A 26,568-nucleotide genomic window follows, 5' to 3' on the forward strand; every position below is an offset into this window, starting at 1 on the left:
GTCCGGCGTAAACCGGTATTATTTTATCCGTCCGGTAATTCTCCATCGCGGAACATTTTTTCTCCGGCTTCGTATATGGATTGGCGAATGAATTCGTCAACTTTGAACCATGAACAGCGCAGACAACCAGCTGGCAAAACTTCATTCTCTGAATATGCTCCGTCATAAATCTTCCCACTCCCTATATGAACTAATTGTTACCAGATGAGGGATTTATCTTTTCTAAACGAATACATAGTAAAGGCTTCCGTAGCAAGTTATTCATCATCCCTATCATTTAACGTAAAAAGTTATGCGTAATTCTATCCCTATAAAAGCACTGGCACTATTGGCAGCAGGGCAGCTGCTGATGGCATCGTGTAAAAAGAACAAAGACGCTACCCCTGATAAATCCGCCAAATACGGATTGGTAGCAGGTAACTGGCAACAAAAGGATATTGTTTTTGCCGTTCCGGTAAAGCTCGGCGGACAAAATATCCCCGCCGGCACCAGCATCATTAAACTGGCGCCCCTCTTAGGCCAGGCCGGCGCATTATTTACCTGTACCACCACCAACACTTATCAGTTCGGCGCCGATGGCAAATTCAATATCAAAGGCTGCACTGATCTGATACTGCCCACTGCCGGCAATGCAGGCTCCTGGAAACTGGACGTACACGATGCTGTATTCTTGCTCACAAACGAAAAAGGCAACAATGACCCGCACTGGATCGAAAATGTAAGCGATTCTACCCTGGACCTGTCTATTACAGTCACCATCCCGGGCGTAGCCACTGCTCCTTTAGTATTGAAACTGAAGAAATAAGGAGCCGCCAAAATAACAATAATATAATCAGCAATTCCTTGTATCTTGTTTAGGGCCATTAGATATTTGCGGTCATTATGGAAAGTATCGTACAGGATATAAAGAATGGAAATATCGAGTGTTTCAAAATGATATATCAACAATATCATACAAAGCTCTATTTCTACGTATTGAAATGTACACATTCTGCTTACCTGTCTGAAGAGACAGTACAGCTGTCTTTCATACTACTTTGGGAAAAAAGGGAAAAACTATCTACAGATTACAATATTTCCGCACAGCTTTTCCGTATAGCCAAAAGCGTAATGACGGACCTCCTGCGCAAACAACAGGTCAGAAACAGGCATACCGAGATCATGGTCCGGGAAACGCCCGACTGGCACATGGAAACAGACCTTACCGTGAAAGAAGAATTGACGCGGGTATATAACAGTATAGAACAACTGTCTCCCATCAGGAGAAACGTTTTTAAACTAAGCCGCTTCGAAGGACTTCCACATAAAGAGATAGCCAAACAATTATCCATCTCCCCCAAAACAGTTGAAAATCACATTGTACGTGCAATACGGCAACTAAAAGATTCCCTGTTATTGTTATTACCTGCCATTTTCGCCTGGCTTTGCTGATCCTTTTTCTTACCCGAATATTTACTTATTGTTAAGCAGTGAGGGATTTACTGTTTTCAAACGAATACTACATATGAAGCATCCAGCAACATTATTTGAAAGGTTTTTCCGGGGAGAATGTAACGAAGCAGAAAAGCAGGCTGTCACCGCTTATTTCGCGGAACATCCTGAAGCGATGCAGCCCTGGTTAACAGAAGAGAGCTGGCATTCTTTTCACCCGGAGCACACTTTATCAACCAGCGTTTCCGACAAAATGCTGGCCGTCATTGAAAATCGTACCTGGCAAAAGAAAAAGGTGAAGACCCTTTACTATAAATGGATCGCGGCTGCAGTACTGGGTGCTGCCCTTACCGGGTTTGCATGGAACAGATACCATCACCAGCCGGCAATGCCGATAGCTGCAGCAACACCCGTTACGCATGCTGTTACGGCACCGGATACCTATGTACAACAAGCCAATCATACACGGAAAATAATGTCTATCCGTTTGAAAGACGGCAGCGAGGCAGAACTGGCGCCAGGTAGCCAGCTAAAGTACCTGTCTTCTTTTGCGGTTACCGGCCGGGAAATATTTTTAACGGGAGAAGCCGTATTCAAAGTAGCTCCCGACAAAAACCAACCCTTTACCGTACATGCGGGCCACCTGGCTACTACCGCCCTGGGGACCGTGTTCAAAATCACCGCCTGGAACGCTGCCAAAAAACCTATCCGCGTACAACTCATCAGCGGTAAGGTAAGGGTGCAGCCAGACAGCATGGCGGACATTAAAGGGCTGACAACCACCTATCTGCTGCCCGGCGAAGACCTCTCTTTTGATCCGGTGAAAATGACCGCGGTAGTCAATAAAACAGTGAGCACTCCCACAAAGCAGGTGATCGCGAAACCGGAGAAGGAAATATTCACGTTCAACAATGAACCGCTGGCAAATATTTTCAGGCTGATGTCGGAGAAATATCACCTCACCATTCAATGCCAGGAAGGTACGCTCAGAGACATGAGTTTTACCGGAACATTCGATAGTAGCAGAGAATCCCTGACCGATTTCCTGTCTACCATTGCCACGTTAAACAACCTGACGATGAAGCAGACAAACAATGTCATTTACGTAACACCGTAAGCCGGACCTAATCATCTTTAACTATAACTAACTGCATCCTGAAAAGGCTGCCCGTGATTCCTTTTGCCTAAAAATGAAATATTTTATGCGTGTAAACATTCGACAATCCCGAAAAGATCGTCCCACCAAAACGATTTGGCTGCTCCTGTTATCGCAGTTGTGCATAGGCAGCCTGCTGGCGCAAAACACACATCCTGCTGCCATCGGCATTATCAAAAACGCCAACAACGAAGTGCTGGCACGTGTAATGGTAAGAGTAGAGAATGCGGACAACCAGGTACTGGCCAATACCCTGACCAACGAAAAAGGCATTTTCACTTTTCCGAAATTGCCTGCCGGCGGCCCTTATCGCTTTATCTTTAACTGTGCCGGTTATACAACAGATACCCTGAAAGGCTATACGATCAATGATTCCAGCAAACTATCGCTGTCAGTTGTCATGAAAAAAAAAGTAGAAGAGCTGGAACAGGTACTCGTCACCGCCCTCGGCATTAAAAGAGAAAAGAAAGCATTGGGTTTCTCCGTAGAAGAAGTCGGCGGCAAGGAATTTACCCGCGTCACACAGGAAAACCTGCTGAATTCCATGTCCGGTAAAGTAGCCGGTGTTACCATCAACTCCACCGGCGGTCCCGGCTCCTCTGTCAGCATGATCATCCGCGGCGCCACTTCCCTCAGCAGCGACAACCAGCCGCTCTTCGTGGTAGATGGCGTACCACTGGCCAACACCATCAACAACGTCAGCCAGATTGGCCAGGATAACAAGGTGGATTACGGCAACGCTATTTCCGATATCAATCCGGACAACATCGAAAGCGTTACCATCCTGAAAGGCCCCAGCGCTGCCGCATTGTATGGCTCCCGCGCAGGCAACGGCGTAGTGCTCATCACCACTAAAACCGGTAAAAAAGTAAACCGCGCTACTGTCAATGCTTCCGTGAATACCGTATTCGACATCCCTTACAAATTCCTGAAATGGCAAACCAAATTCGGCTCCGGACAGTTCTCCGGTATCCCGGTATCGCGCAGTGGTAATATGCTCACCAATCCCTTTGGTACCATTATCACGGAAAATATTGATGCTACCTTCGGAGCTGAACTGGATATGGGTTATGAAGAAGTACAATGGAACAGCCCAAAAGATCAGAACGGCAAATCAATTCCCATGCCACTGGTATCACATAAAGACAACGTGAAAAATTTTGTAAACACCGGCATGACCACCACCACGGCTGTTTCCCTGGCAAACAACAATGATAAAATTGCTTATCGGGTAGGTTACGCCAACATGACCAGCAAAGGTATTATCCCTAACACCGACCTGTTCAAAAATGCACTCAACCTGAATTCCAGCTTACAGGCCAATTCAAAACTGAGCTTCAGCACCAACGTGGATTTCAGCCGCACCAATTCCAATAACCGTCCGGCGGGCGACAGAGGCGCCAATCCCTTACAGGCGGTATACACCATCTCTCCGCACATCGATGTGCGCGACCTGAAAGATTACTGGATGCCCGGCCAGGAAGGCCTGCAACAACGCACACAGGCCAACGGCGTATTCAATAATCCTTATTTCCTCGCTTATGAAGTGAAAAATGCCTTTGTGAGAGACCGTGTATTCGGTAACATCCGGGCCGACTGGAAAATACTGCCCTCCCTCAGTTTCATGGCCCGGTATTCACTGGATACCTATAATGAAAGAAGAGAAACAAAAATCGCCAACAGTTATATCAACAATCCCGGTGGCGCATATGGTATCATCAATCTCAGCAACTTCGAACGCAATATAGATGTGTTGCTGACATACAAGAAAGATATCGGCAACTTCGACTTCTCCGTTTCTGCAGGTGGCAACAAGCGCTATCAGACCGGCAAAAACATTATTACTTCTACTAAAGATGGTACCGGTTTAAATACACCAGGGGTATACACTATTCAGAACATTGCACCGCAAAACCTGAACTATAACAGCACGATGTTCGAGAAAGGAGTGAACAGCATCTACGGCATGTTAAACGTAGGCTATAAAGGTATGGCCTACCTGGATGTAACGGGTCGTACCGACTGGTCCAGCACCCTGCCGAATGCAGCAGCCTATTTCTATCCCGCCGCCTCACTGAGCTTGCTGGTGAATGAAATGGCCCACCTCACCTCCGATGACATTAATCTTATCAAGCTGAGAGCCGGCGCCGCACAGGTAGGTAACGACGCCTCTCCCTATCAATTGCTGGCAACCTTGTATAATGCCGGCGCCTGGGGTAACATCCCGCGCTTATCTACTTCCGGCAACCTGCTCAATCCATTCCTGAAACCGGAAATCGCTACCTCTTACGAAGCAGGCGCCGATATCAACCTGTTCAAAAATCGCCTGCGTTTTGCCGCCACCTATTACATGGTGGAAAATAAAAACCAGATCTTCAGTCCTAAAACAGCACCATCGTCCGGATTCTCCTCCCGCAACATCAACGCTGGTTTGCTGAGGAGCCGTGGCGTGGAACTAACGCTCGGCGGCACACCAGTGCAACAGAAAAACTGGAAATGGGATGTGAATGTGAACTTCACCCGTAACAGGACAAAGATCGTTTCACTCCCTGATGACCTGCCTTACTACACCCTTTGGGAAGAAGGTAAAGGCGGTGCATGGACGTACGTAGGAGAAGACATCGGCGATATTTATGATGCACAACTGGTGACCGTTACCGATAAATCATCTCCCTATTATGGCTATCCGCTACTGGATAATACCGGTAAATGGCAAAGTAAAGATGCCACGAATTCCCGTAATAAAATAGGCAACTTCAACCCTAACTTTATTATGGGCCTGCAAACGACCCTGAGCTATAAAAACTTCACCCTCAGCATGACGTTCGACTGGAGAAACGGCGGTGACTTCGTTTCCCAGACCTACCGTTACGGAGAAGAGAAAGGCAATTCACAGCTCTTCCTCGATAAACTCACCAATCCCGGTAACATGAAAGGACAGGAACTCAGAGATTATCTCGTGAGCCACCAGGACGAACTGATTATCCCCAGCGGCAACAAGTTTCCCGTAGTGGGTGGTCCTACACCGGAATACAATGGTTATGGATTTGCCTATGGCCCGTATGTACTGCCTTACGGCGGTGTATTCATCCCCGGTGTAAGAGCCAAAGGATACGATGCCAACGGTAACCCTACCGGCTATATTGAAAACCTGGGAGGCCCCGGTACCACTACCCTTCCTTACGCAGGCAGTACTGCCTGGTCTTTCACCAGGGCATTCCTGTTCCCGGCTTCTTACCTGAAACTGCGGGAAGTATCGCTCTCTTATGAATTACCCAAACACCTGCTCTCCGGTGTGAAAGTGCAGAACGCCAGTGTGTCCATCTACAGCAGAAATATCATCCTGTGGACGGCAGCCAAAATTGGCATTGATCCCGAAAATGCCTACCAGCCTTCTACCACTGTACAGGGCTCCGGCATGCAATTCATGCAGGGCATTGAAAGATACAATGTTACTCCCTGGTCTATTCCCATGGGCGCTAAATTGAACGTTACCTTTTAAGAGCACCTTTAACTCAGCAACATGAAAACAGTTACTAAATCAATTATACTTTGCCTCGGGTTGTTAGGTACTTCCGTAACCTCCTGTAAAAAGGACCTGATGAAATTGAATGAGAACCCGAATGGTTCCAATCCGGCAACGACTAATCCGAACCTCGTCATGTCTACCGTACTAACGCAGGCAGGCATTGAAATCGTGACCCTGGGCTACCAGGATATGGCCGGCGTTATGCAACATACCCAAAAGGATGGATGGACCACCACGCACAATGAATACGACTGGGGTGGCAGCAATAGCTGGACCGCCTACTACGATATCCTGCGTAATAACCAGCTGGTATATAACCGCTCCGTTGCCTTACAAAACGAATTACAACAAGGCGTGGCCCTCGTGATGAAATCCATGATGTTTGGACTGATCACCGATCTGTGGGGAGATGCGCCTTATTCACAGGCATTAAAAGGAGAAGATGGTCCTCCTGCCACTACGCCGGTTTATGACCCGCAACAGGATATTTACACCGGCATACTCGCTGACCTGGAAAAAGCCAACACACTGCTTTCCAAGCCTAAGAGCGCCTATCCCTCCCCGATTGATGCTGTTGACGTGTACTACCAGGGCGACCCTGCAAAATGGCGCAAAATGGCTAATTCTCTCGCATTACGCTATTATATGCGCCTATCAGAGAAGCTGCCGGCCATCGCCAAAGCAGGCATTGAAAAAATAGCAGCCAATCCAACACAATATCCTATCATCACCGACGCTGCAGACGACGCTACCATGTCCTTCCCCGGCAACAGCAACGCCGACTCCTGGCCTGCCAACGCCGCCTATGACAGCGACAGCAGCAACTACCGCCGCCTGAAAATGTGCAATACACTTGTTACCTCCCTGGCGTCACTGAATGATCCTCGCCTGGGCGTATGGGCCAATAAAGTACAGTGCTTCCTCGTAGTAAATGACAAACTGCCTCCCGGCACCGGCAACGTCTATAAAGCAGTAGATACTGTAGTAAATGGCGAAAACAGGAAAGTAAGATATATCTCTCCGGATGTACTGGCGTCTAAAGGACTCACGCTGAAAGATATTAACCAGGACGTGAACTATGTAGGGATACCACCAGCCATCCCCGGCCCTGCGGTATATAACTTAAGTCCGGACGCTGCACAGGCTTCCCGGAACCCGCATGTATCCTGGCTCAATGATATCTACAAACAAGCCAAAGGACCATTGCTGAAAGCCAGGCTGATCTCCGCTGCAGAGGTACATTTCATCCTCGCAGAAGCAACTGCTGTAAAAGGCTGGGCTGCCGGCGATGCGGAAACACATTACAAAGCCGGTATACAGGCTTCTTTCAGCACCTGGGGCGTAAGCGGTAACCTCGCCGCTTATCTGTCTCAACCTAATGTTAAGTTTAACAATACCCAGGAACAGATTATTACACAGAAATGGATCGCCAGCTGGACCGCCGCCACAGAAGCCTGGGCCGACTATAAACGCACCGGATATCCCAACTTACACGCCGGTCCTTATGCAAAGGCACCGGTATTACCCGTACGACTGTATTACATGCTGGAAGAAAGAAACCTGAATAAAACCAATGTGACAGAGGCCATGAAACGATTGGAAGTAACCTCCCAATCTTCTTTTGGCGCCAACGGCCCACAGAACAGTCCCTGGTCCAAACCATGGATTATTCAAGGCACCGGCAAACCATGGTAAAATATTTTTTATCTTACTTTAAATCACTGTTCAGTATATGAAACAACGTTTTCTGAAAACAACCACCGCATTATTTGTCAACCTGCTTTTCCTCGCAGCGGCGTTCGCACAACAAACCGTTACGCCGGCCACTGCGCTGAAAAGCTACCTGAATAACGGAGATACCTCCTTCCATTATGAGCTGAAAGACTCTTTCAATATCAAGGACGTAAAATGTTACAGTATTTTACTCACCTCTCAGAAATGGCGGGAATATACCTGGACACATCAGCTCACCATCTTTGTGCCTGCCAACCTGAGCTATGATGGCGCACTGCTGTTCATCACCGGAGGCGCTGTTAAAAACGGGTTGCCTAACTGGAACAGCCCTACGGACGAACTGTATCAGCAGGTTGCCGCTATGGCCGGCACCAATAAAGCCATTACCGCCGTACTCAGACAGGCACCTAATCAGCCGCTCTTTAAAAATCTGACAGAAGATGCCCTGATCTCGTATACCCTTCATCAGTTTAAAGAAGATGGCGACTATACCTGGCCCCTGCTTTTCCCAATGGTGAAAAGCGCCGTGCGCGCTATGGACGCAGTGCAGTCGTTTTCAAAAGAAAGACTGTTGCAAAATGTAAACCGCTTCGTGGTATCCGGCGCTTCCAAACGCGGCTGGACAACCTGGCTCACCGGCGCCAACGACAGCCGTGTAGCTGCCATTGCACCAATGGTGATTGATGTACTGAACATGCCGGTAAGCCTCGACTATCAAATCAAAACGTGGAAAGAATACAGCATACAAATTGAAGACTACGTGAAACTCGGCATCCCGCAGGCAGCACATACGGAAGGAGGACAAGCCATTAACACCATGATAGACCCTTACTCCTACCGCCAGTTCCTCACTATGCCGAAAATGATTTTCATGGGCACCAATGATGAATACTGGGTAGTAGACAACGTTAAAAACTACCTCGACAGCATCCCTGGTAAAAATATGCTCAACTACACCCCCAACGCCGGACATAACCTGGGGGATAAAAAGCATGCCTTCGAAGGACTCAGCGCTTTCTTTGCAACTACGCTCACACAACAGCCTTACCCTACCTGCAGCTGGACTACCAGTACCCGTCGCGGTAACGTAAAGCTCACCACTAAAGCTACGGCAGATCAATTGGTAGACGTCATCTTATGGACGGCTAATTCCACCGACCTGGATTTCCGCAATGAGAAATGGTCCTCACAAAGCCTGGGGCAAGCGCATAAGTCAACCGTAAAAGTAAGCACTCCATTGCCCTCCAGCGGCTACCGCGCTTTTTACGTAGACCTTCAATATGTTAATCCTACCGGTGGCACCTATACGGTAAGTACCCGTGTGTTCCTGACCGATACTAAACAGATCCTGTAATGATGAAGCGTATATTCATTTTTGCCGGCGCCTGTCTGTTGATGCAAAACACGATTGCACAACAGGCAGCGCCGTTGCCCGCTACCAAAAATAAATTTGTGGTAGTCGCCCATCGCGGTAACCATGTAGACATGCCGGAAAATACGGTGGCCGCTATAGCCGCCACCATTCAATGTGGCGCCGATTATGCAGAACTGGACATCCGCACCACCAAAGACGGACAACTGGTACTCATGCACGACGCTACCGTAGATCGCATGACCAACGGTAAAGGAAAAGTTACTGACCTCACCTGGGCGGAAATCAAACAGTTAAAAGTCAATAGCAAAGACGGAAAAGATTACCGCGTACCCACGTTCGCAGAAGCTTTACGAGCCAGCAAAGGGAAAGTTAATATCTACCTTGATTTCAAAGATGCCGATGTAGCCGAAACCTGGAAACAAATACAGGCCGCAGGGATGGAGAAACAGATCGTAGTATATCTCAATAGCAAAGAACAATATAAACCCTGGAGAAAAACAGCGCCGCAAATGCCACTGATGACCAGCGTACCTGATGAAGTAACTACCCCGGCGCAACTGAACTACCTGCTGGACAACATCGCCATCGCAGTATTAGACAATGTCACAGATAGCGCCATGCTGACTGTTACCCGGCAACATGGCGTAGCCGTATGGCTGGACGCACAAGCGTCATCAGAAGGTCCCGCCACCTGGAATGCCGTATTAAGCAAGGGCGTACAAGGTATGCAAAGTGATCACCCGGAGGCACTCGTCAGCTATCTGAAAAAAAATAACCTGCGGGATGGGAGCAACGGCACCGCACTACCAGCAGTAGCCAGCAGTTCCAATTACATTACAATGCGCAATGTACCCTATGGCGATGCCGGAGAAGATAATACCCTGGATGCTTATCTGCCGGAAAACCATTCGGCCAATACCAAAATAATTGTATACCTCCATGGCGGCGGCTGGACGGGCGGTGATAAAAAGGAATTCCCCAAACAACTCATCGAGGAACTGGCCGGTAAGCTGCACTATGGCGTAGTGTCCATGAACTATCGCCTGGTCCGGGACCACCAAAACATTTACCCTGCCCAATTGGACGATATAAAAAAAGCACTGGCATTCATATCTTCCAAATCCAAAAAACTGCAATTCGATGGCAGCCAGTTTGCCCTGATAGGCGGTAGCGCCGGCGCATATCTCGCGATGCAGTACGCCTACGCCTGCGATAGTTTACGGCAGATAAAAACAGTGGTAGACTTATGGGGGCCGACAGATTTCACTGATAAAAAAGCAAGACAGGAAAATAAAGATGCCGATGAAAAAGTAGCTCGTCTGCTGGGTGAGCCCGATCCTGCCGCCAAAATTGCCTTTGACGCCAGTCCCTATCACCAGCTTACTAAAGCCAGCGGCGTGCCTACTATTTTGTTCCACGGCGGACAAGATCCACTGGTAGATGTCAACCAGGCAAAAAAGCTGCATGAAAAACTAACGTCGTTGAATATCCCAACACAATTTGAGTTGTATCCAACAGAAAAACATGGGATGGGGTTAACAGCTTCCTTGAATGTTTTTGCGAAAGTAATCAGCTGGTTAAAACAATATTACCCTGCCGAATAATTATTTGTGCAGACTTTTCTTACACAGGTATGCCAATAGCTTTTCCGGATAATCCGTTCTCGTCCAGGCTACTTCCGGGGCTGTCGGGCCATGCACAAAGGCAGCTTCTGACTGAAACTTCCGATACAGCGCTTTTTAGTTGTAATCGAGTAGCAGCTTTACCACCTTAGTATATTTTGGGCCATATTGTAGCCGGATCCGGTTCAGGCAAGCGTCAATTATATACTGGGGTTGTTGTCGATCATATCTAACTATTACTGAAGAATCGACCAGGGTTTGGATTTTTGACGGAAGCTTGTCCGGCTGCAAAACATGAAGTTCATCCGGATGAAATTTATGCAGGCTGGTGGTAGGCAATAAGGTGAGTCCGTATCCTGTGATAACGCTGCTATCTGTCAACGTTACGCTTTCCAGCGATTTGGGGAAGGTTCGGTTATACGTGTCCAGTACTGCAGCTAACTCCAGCTCATTTGCACCATTCTCCAATAACACGCCGATCTGCCTGTTTTTTCCCAACAGCACTTTTTTGCCGATGGTCATTTTATCGCTGAAACCAACGGGAATACTTTTATGTGCAGTTTGTTCCGGAGAAGATTTATAATAAATCAACTTACTCACCTGTAACATTGTTTGGCGCCCAAAAAGGGTATCAATGATGGCAAGCGCCCCGTCTGTGGCATTGGAAACGCCCGCTGTGCTGTACAGGTTGCCGCTGCGGGTTACACGAAGATTGTTGACCCATAATGGTTTACTGTATTGTTTCCGCATATCGGCATAGTCAGATGCATGGGCCGTAAGTAACTTACCGTCGTAAATACCAGTTGCTGCTGCCGTCAACGCACCATCACAAACAGAAAGTATAGCAGTGGAATCATGATAATGTTTTTTAATCCAATCGACAATCATTGGATTTTGGTGGCGGGCATCCATCGCAGACAAGTTAGGAATCACGATCACATCGGCATTGATACCCGCAGAGTCGAATTCCCCGAAGGAAAAATGAGGCAACAGGAAAAGCCCCTTTCGCATGATAACAGGCGCTTTTTTCCCGGCGACTACATACACATTTGCCTTTTCGGTAGCGCTGAACAAGTAATACGGCGCCATCAGGTCAAAAATCTCAGTACCGTCATTATCTGCGATAATCACCACTGTTTTTTTGACAGAATCAAAGTACGGACGCTGGTCGGGGAAGTTGGGTGTGCCGTTAAATGTTTTCCATCGCATAAACTCCCGGACAGGGGCGCAAGCATGAAAAAACCAGATCATTGTAATACCTATAACCAGGAGGATGCCGTAGGTCAGTTTGTTATTTCTCACTTTTGCTGTATTTTTTTAGTATTCTTTGTAATTGCCGGGCGGATTTGAATCCGCATTCTGAAGCTATTTTAGTGATCGTATATTCAGGATTATTACGCAGTATGCCTGCTTTTTCTACCCTAAGACGGGTAATGTATTCATTGATCGTTATGCCCGTAGCTTCTTTAAAAATCCTTGTCAGATTTCTTGCACTGCTATTAAAAAGGTCTGACAGCGTCTCTATCGTCACAGACCGATCCAAATGAGTAATTACATAGTCCTGTAACTCGTGAATTTTTGGATGGATGTGGTTCCTGTAATCCAGATAGACGTTTTGTTGACTATGTTTGCCTCCCCTGCGATAATATATTACCAGCCCCCTGGCAACCTGGTTCGCAAATAATGGACCTTGCCATTCTTCCAGGATGGACAGGGCCATATCGATCCCGGAGCTGATACCTGCGCTGGTATAAATATTCCCGCTCTTTACAAACAGTACATTAGTAAGAACACGGGCGGCGGGGAACATGCTTTGCAGGAGGTCCGTACTTCTCCAGTGGGTAGTACATTCCCGGTTGTCCAGCAGCCCCGCACTGCCCAGGATAAAGGCGGCGTTACATACTGAACAGATATTGACTTTCCTGGCTGCACAATCACTCAACCAACTTGAGAATTGGGCTGTAATGCCGGGACGTCCTTTCAGGCCTTCAAAATAGAATCCGGGAATAAAAAGAAAATCGTTTTCGTGCAATACCGCTTTCCGGTAATTCATGATTTTTCCTAAAGGCAACCCCACAGCGGTGGTAGTTTGCTGGTCCATCGCATAGAATGCTATCTCAATGTCAATTCCCTGTATGTTTGCTTCCCAAAACACCTGGGCAGGCCCTGCGAGGTCCAGCAGTTCCATAAGGGGAGGTATGATAAAGGCAATTTTTCTTCTCATCCTGGCAAAAGTAGCCTTATTACACTTTTCAGAAAGGACAAAGACGCGTCATATCCGGCCACTATAACCATAATAGGACGAGACCATAAACTATGTCCGCTTTATAAAAAACGAACGTATGCTATTCTTGCTGAAGATACATATTTTTCAACCCTTCCGCTGTGTCCGCAGACGGCTCCTTCCAAAGGCCGCGCTGTATGGCTTCCAGCATGCGCCCCGCCATATCCTGTAAGGCATGCGGATTGAACTTTTCCAGGAACTGCCTGTTGTCATCATTAAAAAGATATGCTTGTGTGATGCCTTCATACATAAAGTCATCTACCAGTCCGGTGGTGGCGCTGTAGGCAAACAGATAGTCCATCGTAGCGGCCATTTCAAAGGCACCTTTGTAGCCATGGCGGTGCATGCCATTGATCCATTTACTGTTGACTACGCGGGAGCGATAAACCTTGAGCAGCTCTTCTTTGAGGCTTTTTACGCGTGGATTTTCAGGACGGCTATGATCTCCGAAATACATCACCGGCTGCTGGCCGCTCACTTGCTCCACCGCATTGGCCATACCGCCATGAAACTGGTAATAGTCATCAGAGTCGAGAATATCGTGTTCGCGATTGTCCTGGTTGTGCATCACCACTTGTATGTTGGAGAGGCGTCTTTTGAAAGGCTCATAGGCAGAAACACCTTGCTGGCGTCCGTTGTAGCCATAGGCGCTCCAGTTCATGTATACCATGGCCAGGTCCTCGCGGGAGGTCCAGTTTTTTTCATCGATGAGGGCTTGCAGGCCGGCGCCATAGGCACCCGGTTTGGAGCCAAATACTCTGAACAGCGCCCAATCGCGGGCTTTTTCGGCCGGCAGTCCTTCATGCTCCCATTGCGCTTTTTCAGCGAGGTATTGCGCGCGGATAGGGTTGTCTTCCGGCGACTCATCTTCCAATTCGGCCAAACGTTCCACCACAGCGTTAAACAACGATATCATATCCGGGAAGGCGTCCCTGAAAAAACCAGAGATGCGCAGGGTAACATCTACGCGCGGACGACGCAGTGCTATCAGCGGTATAATTTCGAAATCCGTGACACGCCTGCTGGCACTCTGCCATAGTGGCTTCACCCCCATCAATGCAAAAGCCTGCGCCAGGTCATCGCCACCGGTACGCATGGTAGCAGTGCCCCATACGGACAACCCTATACGTTTTGGATATTCGCCATGCTCCTGCAGATAACGATCAATGAGTAGTTTTGCGCTTTTCTGTCCGAGGCTCCAGGCCGTTTCTGTAGGGATACTGCGGACATCCACCGAGTAAAAATTGCGGCCGGTAGGCAGTATGTTTGCCCGCCCCCGGGTAGGGGCACCGGATGCGCCACTCTGCACATACCCACCACTGAGACCTACGAGCAGGTTACTCACCTCGTCTGTAGTGGCACGTACACGAGGCAGCGTATTGTTGTATATGTAATGTAATACCAGGCTTGTATGGTGCCCTGCCTCCGGCAGATGGTTTTCCATCAACCTAAAGACCAACTCCATGGCTTTTAGCTCCAACTGCTCCACTACATCGCCTTGTGTGCGACAAACCACCCCATTCACTGTGATGGATAACGGTAATGCATAATCGCAATCGACTGGATCAAAGCCAAGGCCTTCGTCCGTGGCCAATGCCTGCGTGATACCCAACAAACCATTTCCTGGCAGGCGATGCAGCGCTACCAATAAGCTACAGAGCTGTTCGCCCTGCGGCACATCACCAAGGATGTGCAGGCCATCGCGGATCTGTGCCTCTTTAAGTTCGCACAGATAGGCATCGAGCTTCAGGAGTAGTTCATCAATGTCTTTACCGTCAGTTTGCAGGTCGGTTAGCAGGTGTTCCTGTTTTACCAGCTGCCGGATATTAGTGCGTATCAGGGCAGCGCGGCGGGCATCTAAACTAACCGCTTCATAGTATTCATCAACTTGTTGCTCCAGCTTCGCGAGTGCTCCGTAGGTTTCCGCGCGGGCCATAGACGGCACCAGGTGATCGATGATAACAGCGTGGTTACGGCGTTTTGCCTGCGTACCCTCTCCCGGATCATTGATGATAAAAGGATAGAAATGTGGTAATAAGGGGAACAAGGCAGCCGGAAAACAGCTGTCCGTGCCCAGTGCCACGCTTTTACCCGGCAACCATTCCAGGTTACCGTGTTTGCCTGTATGTACCACCGCATCAGCTTTGAAATGGTCATGCAGCCAGCAATAAAATGCGAGGTAGTCGTAGGTGGGTGGCAGGTCCGGGCTGTGGTAGATGCTTTTAGGATCGCTGTTGTAACCACGGGCCGGTTGTATGCTGACGAAGATGTTACCGAGCAGGCAGCCAGGCAATGCAAAGCGGCCTTCATGGTAGGTGGCCGCTTCGTGATAAGCCCCCCACTGCCTTTCTATTTTTTCACGGAGAGCGGTACTTAGTGTACGATACCAACGCAGGAACGTTTCTTCTTCCAGATACACCTGGTAGGGACGGCTGTAATAGGTACCTGCATCGTTGGTGATGTAGTGCGTAATCATCTCCATGAGGGCAGCGCTGCTGTTGGGCACATAATTGCCCAGTCTATAGCCTTCCCTTTGCAAGGCGCCCAGGATGCGGACTACGCTCTCAGGAGTGTCCAGTCCTACCCCATTAGCCAGACGGCTATCCTTATTGGGGTAGTTAGGCATGATAAGCGCAATATGTTTATTAGAGTGTTGTTTCTGTTGTAACAATACCCAGGCCAGTATCATGTCGGCCACACGGGCGCAGCCTGGTACGTAGGCTTCATAGGCCACGATGGTAGAGTCAGTGAGCGGATCGCGCCCTTTATCTGATTTAAAGGATACTGCCGTGCCAATGATACGTCCGTCCATTTCGGGAAGGGCGATGTTGATGGCCACGTCGGTGGGCGGTAGCCCGAAAAGTCCTTGCTCCCACTGTTGAAAGGTGCAGGAGGCGAAGATTGCCTGTATAACGGGAACACCAATACGAGAAAATATGAACTCATTTTCCGGTTGATCATCCGTAAGGGATTTGGTAGAAAAGCTGGTGGTATTGATCAGCGCAGCCGGTTGTATTTGCCCGTTGCCTGTGAGGAAGCGATACAGTTCATCCAGCATGCCTGCATCACGAAGATTGGACACATATACCGGCATGGGTTGTAAGCCCCGCCTGATCAGCTGCGTACAGAGTTGAGCCACCGGATCGGTATTGCCGGAGACGTAATGAGAGCGGTAAATGATAAGCGGTACCAGCGGCAGCGATATATCTCTTTTCAACAAAAACGCCTCCATCTCCATTAAACCCTCTCCCGGAAAACCTATAAACAGGTCCGGCAGGAAAGCTGGTACCCTATAGGTCGCTGGTTTATCAAAAAAGCGATGCCAGAGATACAACAGGCATTGCTGCATATTTTGGGGGCCACCGGCCGTAAAGTACTTCCATACGATGTCCGTTATCGTGATATCTACGGACGACAACTCCATCAGTTGCAAATCCGGGGCATCATAGCCCGGGAGAAACAGAACAGGGATATTCCATTCCGTACAGTAGCGCTTGATGGCTTCCACCAGGTAATTGTAATATCCCTGCCCGCCGAGCAGCCGGCATATCACCAGTTTAGCATGCCTGATTACATTGTCTACGTAATGATCTGTAGACAATTCCTGTTTTAAGAAGATAACATTGGCCATGCGTAACGTAGGGCTGCCCTCCGATTGGATTTGGTGGTAAGCCGCGTTAAGTGCATGTATTTCTGTGTCGGCTGCCGTCAGGAACACGATATCACCCGGCTGCTGTTCCACCATAAAAACGCCTTCATTGTTTGGGTTCCATCCGCCGGGTATCGTTGCTATCAGGTGCATGCGCTGTGGTTATAGTTAGTTTAATGCGGTAGTAATGGCTGCCTGGTCGAGATCATGACCAATTACCACCAACGATGTTTTTCTTTCTTCTCCAGGTTTCCAGGCGCGATCGAAATAGTTTTCGAAGCGGTGGGATACTCCTTGCAGTACCATACGCATCGGCTTACCCGGTACATCGATAAAGCCTTTGATACGATATACTTCATGTCCGGAAACTACGGCCCTGCACTTTTCGATCACCGATTCCGGTGTATGCGCGCCCTTTATATCTACCACAAATGAGTCGATGCCTTCATCATGATGATGGTGATCATGGCCATTTGCGTGGTCTTCTTCGTGGTGTGAGTGACGGTTGTCGAGGTCATTTTCAGCAGCCGCGCCGATGCCCAGCAATACACCAGGATCCACTACGCCCTTGTTTGAAGTAATCACTTTAATGCCATCCCGCAGTTTCCTGGCAACCAGATTTTTAACGATCTCAAACTCATTTAAAGCAAGAAGATCAGATTTCGTCATCACCACTAAATCCGCACAGGACAACTGGTCTTCAAACAGCTCTTCGATAGGTGTTTCATGATCGAGACTATCGTCGGAAAGACGCTGTGCCTGTACCATTTCCCGGTTGCAGATTTCACCGGTCGCCTGGCCTACTGCATCCACTACAGTCACCACAGCATCTACTGTGATCTGTGGTTTCAGGTCCGGCCAGTTAAAGGCGTGCAATAACGGCTTGGGGAGTGCAAGGCCGGATGTTTCGATGATGATGTGATCGATGCTGTCTTTACGCTCCATCAGTTGCAGCATGGTAGGCAGGAATTCTTCCTGTACGGTGCAGCACAGACAGCCGTTGTTGAGCTCCACGATGTCTTCTTCATTCTCGCAGCAGGTGCGGATCAGTTCACCGTCGATACCCATGGCACCAAACTCATTTACGATAACAGCCAGGCGTTTTCCCCTGTTATTTCGTAATAAATTGCTGATCATAGTGGTCTTTCCTGAACCCAGGAAGCCGGTGATTATCGTAACTGGTATTTTAGTCATAAAACATGGATTTATGTTTATTTAAACAGACACATTTAAACTAGGATGCCGGTTGCTCCGGTTGTTTTTTCCTTTTATAAAGAAAGAGCTGCCACTTCTCTTCCGCTACACCCGCCTTGTCCATCTCCGCACGTGCCAGGATGAAGAAAAGATCAGAGAGCCGGTTGATATAAGCGGGGATATACTCCTCTATGGTATCTTCTTTCATGAGGGTGACAAGCAGTCTTTCGGCTCTGCGCATCTGCGTACGCACAACATGACAGAGTGCAGAAATCTCATTACCGCCCGGCAGCAGGAAATAATCAGAAGGAGCGGTAATAGCCGCCTCCAGTTCATCGATCCACTGCTCGCAGAAGACGGCGCCGTCTACCGGTTTAGGATTGGGGTTTTCCTTTTTACAATCAGAAGGACGCGCGAGGTGCGACATCATATCCATCATATCTTTCTGAATACGGTGCAGGTTGGGCTGCCAGGCATGATCATTCCCCAGCTTAGCGCGGAGCAACCCGATAGTGCTGTTTACCTCATCGAGGGTACCGTAGCAATTGACACGGGTATCATCTTTATATACCCGCTTGCCCCCAAACAAGGCAGTAGTACCCTGGTCACCTTTTTTTGTGTATATTTTCATAACATCCTATTATTTTAAAAATGAGTTCCAGGCTCAAAACGTCTGCACCCCAATAGCCTGGATAATCTAACGACCATGCCCAAACGCGGCATGCCGCTCTCCGTATCCACCACCGAAGTATGCTTTTTCAGCTTGCTGAGGTGCGCTTTGAAATATGCCGCCGCCTCTTCCAATGTACCACCCGTATTCACGCGGCCATCTGTAAAGATGAACAGGTGATGTTCCCGGCTGTCGAGTTGGCCTTTGACCAGTGACAGTACTGTTTCGAAAGCCGCGCGTAAGTTGGTTTTACCACCCGTATGCAACTGTGCCAGCGTATTCAGTATGGTATCTATATCGCCGGAAAATGGCAGTACACAGGATGCCTGGCCATGCAGCAGCGCCACGATAGCCACCTGTGGATGCTGGTGCTGATAGCGCCGCATCATATCAGTGATGATGCCTTTTACCATGCTGACTTGCTGGTCCAGCGCCATGGAAGCGCTGCTGTCGATCACCATGATCAGGCGCAATGTCGACACCTGTTGTATGCGGCGATGCTTGATTTCACAGCGGCCATGCAAGAGGTAATGCCGGATGGTAGCGGGCAGGTCGCGCTGCACGAGCGCCCCTGCGGTCTTATTCGCTATCACGCGGGCATCCATAGGCAGCCGCAACTGCATGCCTTTACGCCCCGCCTGCGTACTACTTTTTATGGGTATGCGGGCGTGGTGCTGACCGGCCTGAAACAGGTATTGTTCCAATCCGGGGTGGGTGTTGTTTATATCGTCAGGTGGGTTGCCGTGTGAGACTCCCCCCGGTCTGGTGAAGGGCGCTGCTCCCTGCTCTGCTGCGGGGGCGTTCGTTGCTGGGCTGCCTTGCTGCGGTGCGCCAAAACCAGCGGGGCTACATGGTGGATGTCTGTTACAGATACGGACAACCGATTCTGAAAGGCAGCGTAGGCGCGTGCAGCCTTGATAATGAGGATATCGGCACGCATCCCTTCTGCCTGGTGTTGCACACAAAGACCAGCCACTTCCCCATAATGGTCATCAGGAATTTCCACGTTTTGCAAAAGCGTGCGCGCCAGGTTGACGGTCCTGTTCATTTCTCTTTCGGTTTCGGCATAGGCATGTACAAACTGTTGCGGATCGTTGTCGAAGGCCAGGCGGCGGCGCGTAATGGTGGCACGCAATGCCGTGTCCCGGGGAGTACTAATGGTAACGCATAAACCGAATCTATCCAGCAGCTGCGGGCGCAGCTCCCCTTCTTCAGGGTTCATGGTACCAATGAGCACAAAGCGACTGTCCTGCCATGCCGAGAGGCCTTCCCGCTCGAGGTGGTAGCCACCACTCGCGGCGGCATCCAGCAACATATCCATGAGGTAGTCATTCAGTAAGTTAACTTCATCAATATATAAGATACCTTCATGCGCAGCGGCCAGCAGGCCTTGTCGCACCTCAAGGCGTTTGTCGTTGATTAAGGTTTCCAGGTTGATACTGCCCAGCACGCGGTCTTCGCTGGCACCCACCGGTAAGTTAACAAATGGGAACGGCTGTACGCTGTTATGTAATAGACTGGCTAGTGCCCGTACCGTAGTGGTTTTACCAGTACCTTTATCTCCCATCACCAACACCCCGCCGATAGTGGGATCGATGGCCGCCAGCAGCAACGCCAGCTTAAATTCGTCTTGTCCGCATACCGCGGTGAAAGGGTAATAGGGTCTCATATCTCCTTAAACATTTCTACTAAACAGAAAATACCGATCACTATTGAAAAGATGCCCACCGCATAGTTAATACCTTTTACGGAAGGCTTCCATTTGCCGGAAAATCTTGTTACTGACAGTGCAAAGAGGCAGCTGTAGCCTGTCATGGCGATGATAATACCTACGCTTTGCAGTACTAAAATGCCCACTGCGGTATAAGCATCTTTTGCGGCCAACGTAAAAGCGATGGTACAAGCACCGCCCGTTCCGGCCAGGCCGTGCAGCATACCTACCCAGAAAGAGCGGCTTAACATGTTGCCTTGCGGGATATGCATATGATCATGCGTGTGTTTGCCTTTGCGCGGGAAGTTGCGCATGATGGCGGTTACACCGAGCCATATCATCACCGGACCAATTAAAAACTCTACATAACCAGCCACCTTTTCGGACAGCGCTGACTTTAATATCAGGATCAGGATACCGAAGATGATCAATGTAAGCGAGTGCCCGATGGCCCACTGAGAAGAGCGCCACATCAGCTTTTTCAGCCGCTGTTTACTTTTATCTTCTGTGGCCAGCACTGACACCGCCGCCACATGATCGGGCTCAAACGAATGCTGAATACCCATCAAAAAGGAATCTAAAAACAAGGGCACTATCATGTCTTATATTATTTATCCATTTAGAAAATCATGGACCGCGTTATAAATCCAAAGCAGTCCCACACCGATGTAAACCACACCCACCAAGGCATTGATGACTTTGAAAGCTACCTGGTTCCGTTCAATAAAACGGGATATAGAAAAGGCAAGTACGCAGCTATAGGTGGTCATCGCGAGGATGATACCCAAACTTTGCAGCACGATGATCCATACAGCCGTCATGTTATCCTTTGCTGCCAGCGCAAGCGCGATGGCGCAGGCGCCACCCGTGCCCGCCAGTCCGTGCAACATACCTACCCAGAAAGAGCGGCTCAGTGGATTCATGGCTATCTCTTCTCCCTGTTTGCCATGCAGGTGCAGGGCATTGGAGAGATGTTCATGTTCTTCTATCTTTTTATGTTCCGCCATCAGGGCTTTCAGCTTGTGATTGCGGCGGATAGCATCTACTCCCAACCATACCATCAGTGGCCCTACGGCTATTTCAGCCCAGGCAGAAATGTTATAGGGCAACGCCGTTTTAAGCAGCAGCGCCAGGGCACTAAAGATGATCAACGTAAAGGAATGTCCCAGCGCCCATTGCGAGGAACGCCAGATCAGGCGCGCCATGCCACTTTTATGGCGGCTTTTCTCGGATGCCAGCACCGATACCGCAGCCATATGGTCTGGTTCAAACGAGTGCTGTACACCGAGTAATAATGAATCAAAAAGTAATGGATACATGCTTTTCTGTTTTTAATCGCCAAACAACAGGTGCTTATCTGTCGCGTCTATCAATACTATCTTAAAAGGCAGCGGCCTTATTTCTTTGGTGATGACTTCCCTGCATTGCGCAGCCAGCGCTGTATAAAATGGTTCTCCTTCGCGGAATGGAAACAGTTCTGTTAATCCCCTGGCCATGTTAAGCGAAAGAATACTGTCGCATAGTTCTTTGGGGTAGCCTGCTTTTGTGGCTAATGATGCTACAAATTCCTTGTTCCAGGATGACTGATTACTATGTGTATTCAGTGCACCGCCAGCAATTTTCACCGCCTTGCCCAGCATCATGCCGATGGTAAAGGATGTCAGCGGCACGTTGTTAATTTTGGCCAGTGTTTCTCCTATCCAGTTGCCGTATTGCACAAAGCCCATCATGGGCAATGCGGGGAACAACGCTTTTAAGATCTTTTCACTACGCCCCCCGGAATTGATAACGACCGTATTCAGTCCATTGGCTATGGCCACATCAATACCTTGTTCTATACTGGCGATGTAAGCTGCCGAAGAAAATGGTTTCACCTTACCCGTGGTGCCGAGAATGGATATCCCATCTACAATACCGAGGCGACTGTTCAATGTTTTTCTGGCCAGCTCTTCTCCCATCGGTACGCTCACGCTGATGCACACACGCTTGTCGAGCTGATGTTGTAATAATAGTTGCTCCACTACCTGCCTCATCATTTGCCGGGGTACCGGATTGATGGCCGGTTCACCTACAGCCACCGGCAATCCTGGCAGAGTGACCATGCCCACCCCTTTACCTGGCAAAAAAGTAACTGCCTGTTCGCCACCGAAATACACGGTGCTGGCTATTTCCGCCCCATTGGTAACATCGGGGTCATCGCCGCTGTCTTTATACGTGACGCAGGTAGCGCTATATGTATCAAATGAGCAGGCATGTATTTTAAAGAGCACTTCTTCGCCGCCCGGCAGCGTGATGGTCACCACTGCTACTTCCTCCTGTTCTATCAGGGCTTGTAAAGCCGCCTGGGTACAGGCGGTAGCGCAGGCCCCGGTGCTATAGCCCCATCGCAGGTCGCCGGAAGGAATGGGCTTCAGGCTCATAGTGCCTTCATTTTATGTTGATGAAGATATTGCCGCAAGCCTTCCGCTCCTTCCACTTTAATAAAGTGGGCAGGCAGGACAGGGCGGCGAATAATATATAATGGTTTACCCGCAGCAATGGCAGCTCTTTGTTTAACGGAGAGAAAACCGCTTTCGCCGCTCTCCTTTGTCACCACGGCCTCCGCGCCGGTTTGTTGTATGACGGCCAATTCCTCTTCTACTGTCTTCCCCGGAAAAGACAACAACAGCTGATCTTCCGGAAAATTATCTGCCTGTGCAATTGCCAGTGAAGTATCACGCGGCAGAATACGGCAAAACATCTTCTTTTGTTGCCAATATGGTTTCCAGCGGGCGATGGTTTGTACGCCCGTTAAGGATAGTACCGGCTCATAGTTATGGCGGAGCAAGGCTTCCAGCACCTCGCTATAACTGTCAGCATAGCGGATGAGCGGATGTGTGGACGTTTCGGGATAGGCGCGTTCCGGGCGTACCACGGGAATGCCCATACGCTCGCTCACTTCCCCTATAGTAGTATGCAGTTCGGCAGCAAATGGGTGGCTCGCATGGATGATCAGAGAGATCGAATGCGTTTCGCAAAATGCAAGCAAAGCTGCTGTACTAAAGGCACCGTAACGGTAATGTCCACCCGCAGGCAGGTCCACGTCTATCGCTATTTTGGTGGAGTACCAAAATGGCAGGTCTGCGGCGGCCAGTACCGCCATCGCCATTTTACCTTCTGTCGTGCCACCAAAAACCAATACCATACTCATTTTTATTTAGTTACGGAAGATATGTCTCCACGTAGGATTATAAAGATGTGACCTGTTTTTTCGTGCGCCGATGGCCGTTCCTACAATAATGAGAGCCGTACGTGTCAGCTTATTGCTGCGGATGATGGCCGCCAGGTCTTTCAGTTCGCCAGTAAAAACCTTTTCATCTTTCCAGGTAACGCGGTACAGTACTGCTACCGGCGTTTCCGGTGGGTAGTGCACCAACAGTTGAGCCTGTACGCTTTTAGCAATGGTCGCACTGAGGAAGATACACATGGTAGCACGATGGCGCGCCATATCTTCCAGCTTTTCATTTTCCGGCAGTGGCGTGTTGCCTTCCCCTCTGGTGAGGATGATGGACTGCACTACTTCCGGTATGGTAAATTCTGATTGGAGTACAGCAGCAGCGGCCTGGAATGAAGAGATGCCCGGCACGATGAAGTAGTCCATCCCTTTCTCGTCGAAGATGGTCATCTGCTCCTGGATAGCGCCATAGATCGATGGATCACCGGACTGCAGGCGTACGATGAGGTGCCCGAGGGCATAGTGTTTTTCCATCAGCTGTACCTGCTCTTCGAGTGTCATGCCGGCAGAATTTTGCACTACAGCACCTGTTTTGGCGAAGTGTGTCAGCTCTTCCGGCACGAGGCTACCGGCGTATAAAATGAGGTCTGCGGCCTGCAATAATTCTTTGCCACGCACCGCTATTAGCGCAGCATCACCCGGACCGGCCCCTACAATGGCTACCTGCGCACGCCTTTCTAAAGACGTATCCAGGGCTACCGCGATGGTATGTTTTTTCCCGGATGGCAAGCCAATCTTTTGTTTTTCGAGCAGCCAGGCGTGGTTACCGGAAGCCAGCAGTGATGAGGCTTCTGACACACTGTGCACCCCCAGTTTATCCATCACCACCTCCGATGGATTAGCCACAGTTTGGGTATTCAATTGATCTGCGGTATACGTATGAAAAGGGACTTTCCATTTTTCCGCGAGGGCGATAATAGCCACTTCATCGTGTTTGACATCAATAGACGCGATGCTTTTTACCGCTTGTGGTGCAAGGCCGTACTGCGCCAGTTGCGCTAAAACAGACACTTCCAGCTCCTCGCTGCCAATATCCCGGCTGCAACCAATGCCTACATGTAAAGCAGCAGGATGATAATGCAACACCGGTATGCTTTCGTTGTAATGACGATAGGTAACAGCGATCAATAATGCATAATCATCCAGCTTGATGTCTGTTTTCTTAAAAAAGATATCTACAAAACCAGGTTTGGTTTGTATCATTCGCTCCGTACCTTCATCTTTTATATCCAGTAGCAGTGCCACTTTTTTATTATTGACGAATATCGAGATGATAGTATTCATCGGTACGCTGGCCGATGTTTTCCAGCCATTTTGTTGACCAAGGGTATCCAATGCCCAGATGTCTTGTAAGTCACTGGAAGTAGTAATAACCGCCTGTGCTCCGAGTGTACGGGCTATTTGCCTGGCGAGCGTATTGGCTCCGCCGAGATGCCCGGACAATACCGGTTGTACAAAGTAGCCGTGATCATCAAGGTTGACGATGGCCGGATCAACTTTTTTATCCTGGATAAATGGCGCAATACTGCGCACACAGATACCGAGTGCGCCAATAAATACAAACGACGTATAGGCGTGGAAATTATCGTCCAGGAAAGCCGCGATGGACAGAATTTGTGTCACGTCCGCGCTTTCCTGCGCTCTGGTAGTAAAGATGGCAGCCTCCGGCAATGCCTCACAGATAGTTGTTGCCAGTTGCAAAGCCCGGTCTGTGCTGGCGATGATAGCTATATTAAATGTCTTCCTCATCGTGTTTTGATAGCAGTTAAAATAGTGATCGGATTGTGCGCATTTACCTGCAACACTTCTTCCGGCTGCAGCTCCCAACCCGCGTTGGTGGCAGATATAACGAACTGCTCCCTGCTGGAAGCCTGTACTGCATTGAGCACAATACGACCTCCTTTATTGATATGTTGGTTGATAATTTGTACCAATGCATCCAGCCTGTTGCCATGACCACCGATGAACACTGCGTCAGGCGATGGCAGGGAGGCGTGATCCTTCTCATAAAAATCGCCCATAACTACCTCAATACCTGGCGCGGCTAATCGTTCCATATTATGCTGTATGATGGTTTCGCATTCAGTCCTTATCTCAAAAGCATATACTCCCAGATCTGCGTGCATACGTTTGGCCTCAATGGCAACAGAGCCCGTGCAGCAACCAATGTCCCAAAACGTGGCGGCTGTGTGCAGCTGGAGATGTGACAGGGTTACCAAACGGACACTACGTTTAGTGATCATGTTGGGTCTGCCGGGTAAGCCTTCGAATTGCTGATCTGCTATGCCCATGCCCGGCATTTTTGCCGGTGACACCTGCCGGAGCAGTACACAGTTAAGCGGATGAAAAGAGCGTGTAGTCATTTCCTTGAGTGTGCCGCTGGTAATGTTCTCCTGTTGTCCATCCAGGTCTTCCGCTACTACCATCTCGTAGTGATGGAAGTTGTATTGCAACATACGTGCGGCTATCGCCTGCGGGCTGCGGGTTACATCGGTCAGCACGGAAATGAATTTATCATCCTTTATCAACGCGGCGTCCAGCTCTTTCCATCCACGCCCGTGTACGGAGGTATGACGGACCTGTTCGTAGGGTTGCCCAATTTTGGTAAAAAGCCTTTGAATGCTGCTGAAGTGGGGGAATACCTGTAAAGTGGCCTTGGGTGCATATTTATAGATGGTTTGTACCATACCATAAAACAACGGGTCGCCGCTGGCGAATATCACGACCGTTTCCCCGGCCTGCTGATATTGCTCAAAAAGCGCTACCATGCTACCTTTGATGGTGATCCAGGTATGTTGCTCCGGTAACAGCGCTTTTACCAGCCCGTAGTGCCGCTGCCCACCACTGAACACGCATGGCTGTGCCAGCAGCGGCAATGCTTCCGGCATAATATTGTGTGTGGTTTGATTGGCAGTACCGATGACGATAAAATGCATAGC

At 49.2% G+C, this 26,568-nt stretch carries 20 protein-coding genes; 7 read left to right on the plus strand and 13 right to left on the minus strand.

The window, feature by feature from the left end; genetic code table 11:
* Positions 1-292: 292 nt before the first annotated feature.
* The 7 genes from HHL17_RS24565 (at position 293) to HHL17_RS24595 (ending at position 10,829) form a co-directional block, all read left to right on the plus strand.
* On the plus strand, positions 293-805 hold the full coding sequence (locus tag HHL17_RS24565; protein ID WP_169227495.1) for a hypothetical protein: 513 nt from the start codon (positions 293-295) through the stop codon (positions 803-805).
* 77 nt (positions 806-882) lie between these two features.
* A complete protein-coding gene (locus tag HHL17_RS24570; RefSeq protein ID WP_169227496.1) occupies positions 883-1,431 on the plus strand; it encodes an RNA polymerase sigma-70 factor in 549 nt (182 codons plus the stop codon).
* Positions 1,432-1,504: 73 nt separating this feature from the next.
* Positions 1,505-2,548, plus strand: a complete 1,044-nt coding sequence (locus HHL17_RS24575) for a FecR family protein (protein WP_169227497.1) — start codon at positions 1,505-1,507, stop codon at positions 2,546-2,548.
* A gap of 85 nt (positions 2,549-2,633) precedes the next feature.
* The gene (locus HHL17_RS24580; RefSeq protein WP_169227498.1) at positions 2,634-6,089 is read left to right on the plus strand and encodes a SusC/RagA family TonB-linked outer membrane protein; all 3,456 of its coding nucleotides are present in this window, start codon (positions 2,634-2,636) and stop codon (positions 6,087-6,089) included.
* Positions 6,090-6,110: 21 nt separating this feature from the next.
* Positions 6,111-7,811: a SusD/RagB family nutrient-binding outer membrane lipoprotein gene (locus HHL17_RS24585; protein ID WP_169227499.1), complete on the plus strand. Its 1,701-nt coding sequence runs from the start codon at positions 6,111-6,113 to the stop codon at positions 7,809-7,811.
* A 37-nt stretch (positions 7,812-7,848) separates the two neighbouring features.
* Positions 7,849-9,204, plus strand: a complete 1,356-nt coding sequence (locus HHL17_RS24590) for a PhoPQ-activated pathogenicity-related family protein (protein WP_169227500.1) — start codon at positions 7,849-7,851, stop codon at positions 9,202-9,204.
* Complete coding sequence (locus HHL17_RS24595) at positions 9,204-10,829, plus strand: glycerophosphodiester phosphodiesterase family protein (RefSeq protein ID WP_169227501.1); 1,626 nt, start codon at positions 9,204-9,206, stop codon at positions 10,827-10,829. The genes HHL17_RS24590 and HHL17_RS24595 overlap by 1 nt, the downstream gene beginning before the upstream one ends.
* A gap of 135 nt (positions 10,830-10,964) precedes the next feature.
* Here HHL17_RS24595 and HHL17_RS24600 read toward each other — a convergent pair whose 3' ends face one another.
* From HHL17_RS24600 to cbiE, 13 genes are all read right to left on the minus strand, one after another.
* Positions 10,965-12,149 carry a DJ-1/PfpI family protein gene (locus tag HHL17_RS24600; protein ID WP_317166604.1) on the minus strand — a complete coding sequence of 395 codons (1,185 nt, stop codon included), beginning with the start codon at positions 12,147-12,149 and terminating at the stop codon, positions 10,965-10,967.
* The gene (locus HHL17_RS24605) at positions 12,139-13,071 is read right to left on the minus strand and encodes a GlxA family transcriptional regulator (RefSeq protein WP_169227502.1); all 933 of its coding nucleotides are present in this window, start codon (positions 13,069-13,071) and stop codon (positions 12,139-12,141) included. The genes HHL17_RS24600 and HHL17_RS24605 overlap by 11 nt, the downstream gene beginning before the upstream one ends.
* A 121-nt stretch (positions 13,072-13,192) precedes the next feature.
* On the minus strand, positions 13,193-16,933 hold the full coding sequence (gene cobN / locus HHL17_RS24610; RefSeq protein ID WP_169227503.1) for a cobaltochelatase subunit CobN: 3,741 nt from the start codon (positions 16,931-16,933) through the stop codon (positions 13,193-13,195).
* Positions 16,934-16,948: 15 nt separating this feature from the next.
* A complete protein-coding gene (gene cobW / locus HHL17_RS24615; RefSeq protein ID WP_169227504.1) occupies positions 16,949-17,974 on the minus strand; it encodes a cobalamin biosynthesis protein CobW in 1,026 nt (341 codons plus the stop codon).
* 40 nt (positions 17,975-18,014) lie between these two features.
* The gene (locus HHL17_RS24620) at positions 18,015-18,605 is read right to left on the minus strand and encodes a cob(I)yrinic acid a,c-diamide adenosyltransferase (protein WP_169227505.1); all 591 of its coding nucleotides are present in this window, start codon (positions 18,603-18,605) and stop codon (positions 18,015-18,017) included.
* Positions 18,606-18,619: 14 nt separating this feature from the next.
* Positions 18,620-19,348 carry a vWA domain-containing protein gene (locus HHL17_RS24625; RefSeq protein WP_169227506.1) on the minus strand — a complete coding sequence of 243 codons (729 nt, stop codon included), beginning with the start codon at positions 19,346-19,348 and terminating at the stop codon, positions 18,620-18,622.
* A 17-nt stretch (positions 19,349-19,365) separates the two neighbouring features.
* Entirely contained in the window at positions 19,366-20,313 is a 948-nt protein-coding gene (locus tag HHL17_RS24630; RefSeq protein WP_169227507.1) for an ATP-binding protein, read from the minus strand.
* The gene (locus tag HHL17_RS24635; RefSeq protein WP_169227508.1) at positions 20,310-20,954 is read right to left on the minus strand and encodes a hypothetical protein; all 645 of its coding nucleotides are present in this window, start codon (positions 20,952-20,954) and stop codon (positions 20,310-20,312) included. The genes HHL17_RS24630 and HHL17_RS24635 overlap by 4 nt, the downstream gene beginning before the upstream one ends.
* Positions 20,955-20,966: 12 nt before the next feature.
* Positions 20,967-21,674, minus strand: a complete 708-nt coding sequence (locus tag HHL17_RS24640; protein WP_169227509.1) for a hypothetical protein — start codon at positions 21,672-21,674, stop codon at positions 20,967-20,969.
* A 12-nt stretch (positions 21,675-21,686) separates the two neighbouring features.
* Positions 21,687-22,775, minus strand: coding sequence for a cobalt-precorrin-5B (C(1))-methyltransferase (locus tag HHL17_RS24645; protein WP_169227510.1), 1,089 nt, complete (start codon positions 22,773-22,775; stop codon positions 21,687-21,689).
* Positions 22,772-23,545, minus strand: a complete 774-nt coding sequence (locus tag HHL17_RS24650; RefSeq protein ID WP_169227511.1) for a precorrin-6A/cobalt-precorrin-6A reductase — start codon at positions 23,543-23,545, stop codon at positions 22,772-22,774. Before HHL17_RS24650 ends, HHL17_RS24645 begins: the two co-directional genes overlap by 4 nt.
* Before the next feature lie 6 nt (positions 23,546-23,551).
* Positions 23,552-25,378 carry a precorrin-4 C(11)-methyltransferase gene (gene cobM, locus HHL17_RS24655; protein WP_169227512.1) on the minus strand — a complete coding sequence of 609 codons (1,827 nt, stop codon included), beginning with the start codon at positions 25,376-25,378 and terminating at the stop codon, positions 23,552-23,554.
* Entirely contained in the window at positions 25,375-26,565 is a 1,191-nt protein-coding gene (cbiE, locus tag HHL17_RS24660) for a precorrin-6y C5,15-methyltransferase (decarboxylating) subunit CbiE (RefSeq protein ID WP_169227513.1), read from the minus strand. Before cbiE ends, cobM begins: the two co-directional genes overlap by 4 nt.
* Between the last annotated feature and the right edge of the window lie 3 nt (positions 26,566-26,568).

Origin of the sequence: Chitinophaga fulva (genome assembly GCF_012927205.1) — a bacterium.
GTDB lineage: Bacteria > Bacteroidota > Bacteroidia > Chitinophagales > Chitinophagaceae > Chitinophaga > Chitinophaga fulva.

Bases quoted from the DNA above. Each gene is read 5' to 3' on its own strand.
- HHL17_RS24565 (WP_169227495.1), top strand. From the start codon at position 293: ATGCGTAATTCTATCCCTATAAAAGCACTGGCACTATTGGCAGCAGGG.
- HHL17_RS24570 (WP_169227496.1), top strand. From the start codon at position 883: ATGGAAAGTATCGTACAGGATATAAAGAATGGAAATATCGAGTGTTTC.
- HHL17_RS24575 (WP_169227497.1), top strand. From the start codon at position 1,505: ATGAAGCATCCAGCAACATTATTTGAAAGGTTTTTCCGGGGAGAATGT.
- HHL17_RS24580 (WP_169227498.1), top strand. From the start codon at position 2,634: ATGCGTGTAAACATTCGACAATCCCGAAAAGATCGTCCCACCAAAACG.
- HHL17_RS24585 (WP_169227499.1), top strand. From the start codon at position 6,111: ATGAAAACAGTTACTAAATCAATTATACTTTGCCTCGGGTTGTTAGGT.
- HHL17_RS24590 (WP_169227500.1), top strand. From the start codon at position 7,849: ATGAAACAACGTTTTCTGAAAACAACCACCGCATTATTTGTCAACCTG.
- HHL17_RS24595 (WP_169227501.1), top strand. From the start codon at position 9,204: ATGATGAAGCGTATATTCATTTTTGCCGGCGCCTGTCTGTTGATGCAA.
- HHL17_RS24605 (WP_169227502.1), bottom strand. From the start codon at position 13,071: ATGAGAAGAAAAATTGCCTTTATCATACCTCCCCTTATGGAACTGCTG.
- cobN (WP_169227503.1), bottom strand. From the start codon at position 16,933: ATGCACCTGATAGCAACGATACCCGGCGGATGGAACCCAAACAATGAA.
- cobW (WP_169227504.1), bottom strand. From the start codon at position 17,974: ATGACTAAAATACCAGTTACGATAATCACCGGCTTCCTGGGTTCAGGA.
- HHL17_RS24620 (WP_169227505.1), bottom strand. From the start codon at position 18,605: ATGAAAATATACACAAAAAAAGGTGACCAGGGTACTACTGCCTTGTTT.
- HHL17_RS24630 (WP_169227507.1), bottom strand. From the start codon at position 20,313: ATGAGACCCTATTACCCTTTCACCGCGGTATGCGGACAAGACGAATTT.
- HHL17_RS24635 (WP_169227508.1), bottom strand. From the start codon at position 20,954: ATGATAGTGCCCTTGTTTTTAGATTCCTTTTTGATGGGTATTCAGCAT.
- HHL17_RS24640 (WP_169227509.1), bottom strand. From the start codon at position 21,674: ATGTATCCATTACTTTTTGATTCATTATTACTCGGTGTACAGCACTCG.
- HHL17_RS24645 (WP_169227510.1), bottom strand. From the start codon at position 22,775: ATGAGCCTGAAGCCCATTCCTTCCGGCGACCTGCGATGGGGCTATAGC.
- HHL17_RS24650 (WP_169227511.1), bottom strand. From the start codon at position 23,545: ATGAGTATGGTATTGGTTTTTGGTGGCACGACAGAAGGTAAAATGGCG.
- cobM (WP_169227512.1), bottom strand. From the start codon at position 25,378: ATGAGGAAGACATTTAATATAGCTATCATCGCCAGCACAGACCGGGCT.
- cbiE (WP_169227513.1), bottom strand. From the start codon at position 26,565: ATGCATTTTATCGTCATCGGTACTGCCAATCAAACCACACACAATATT.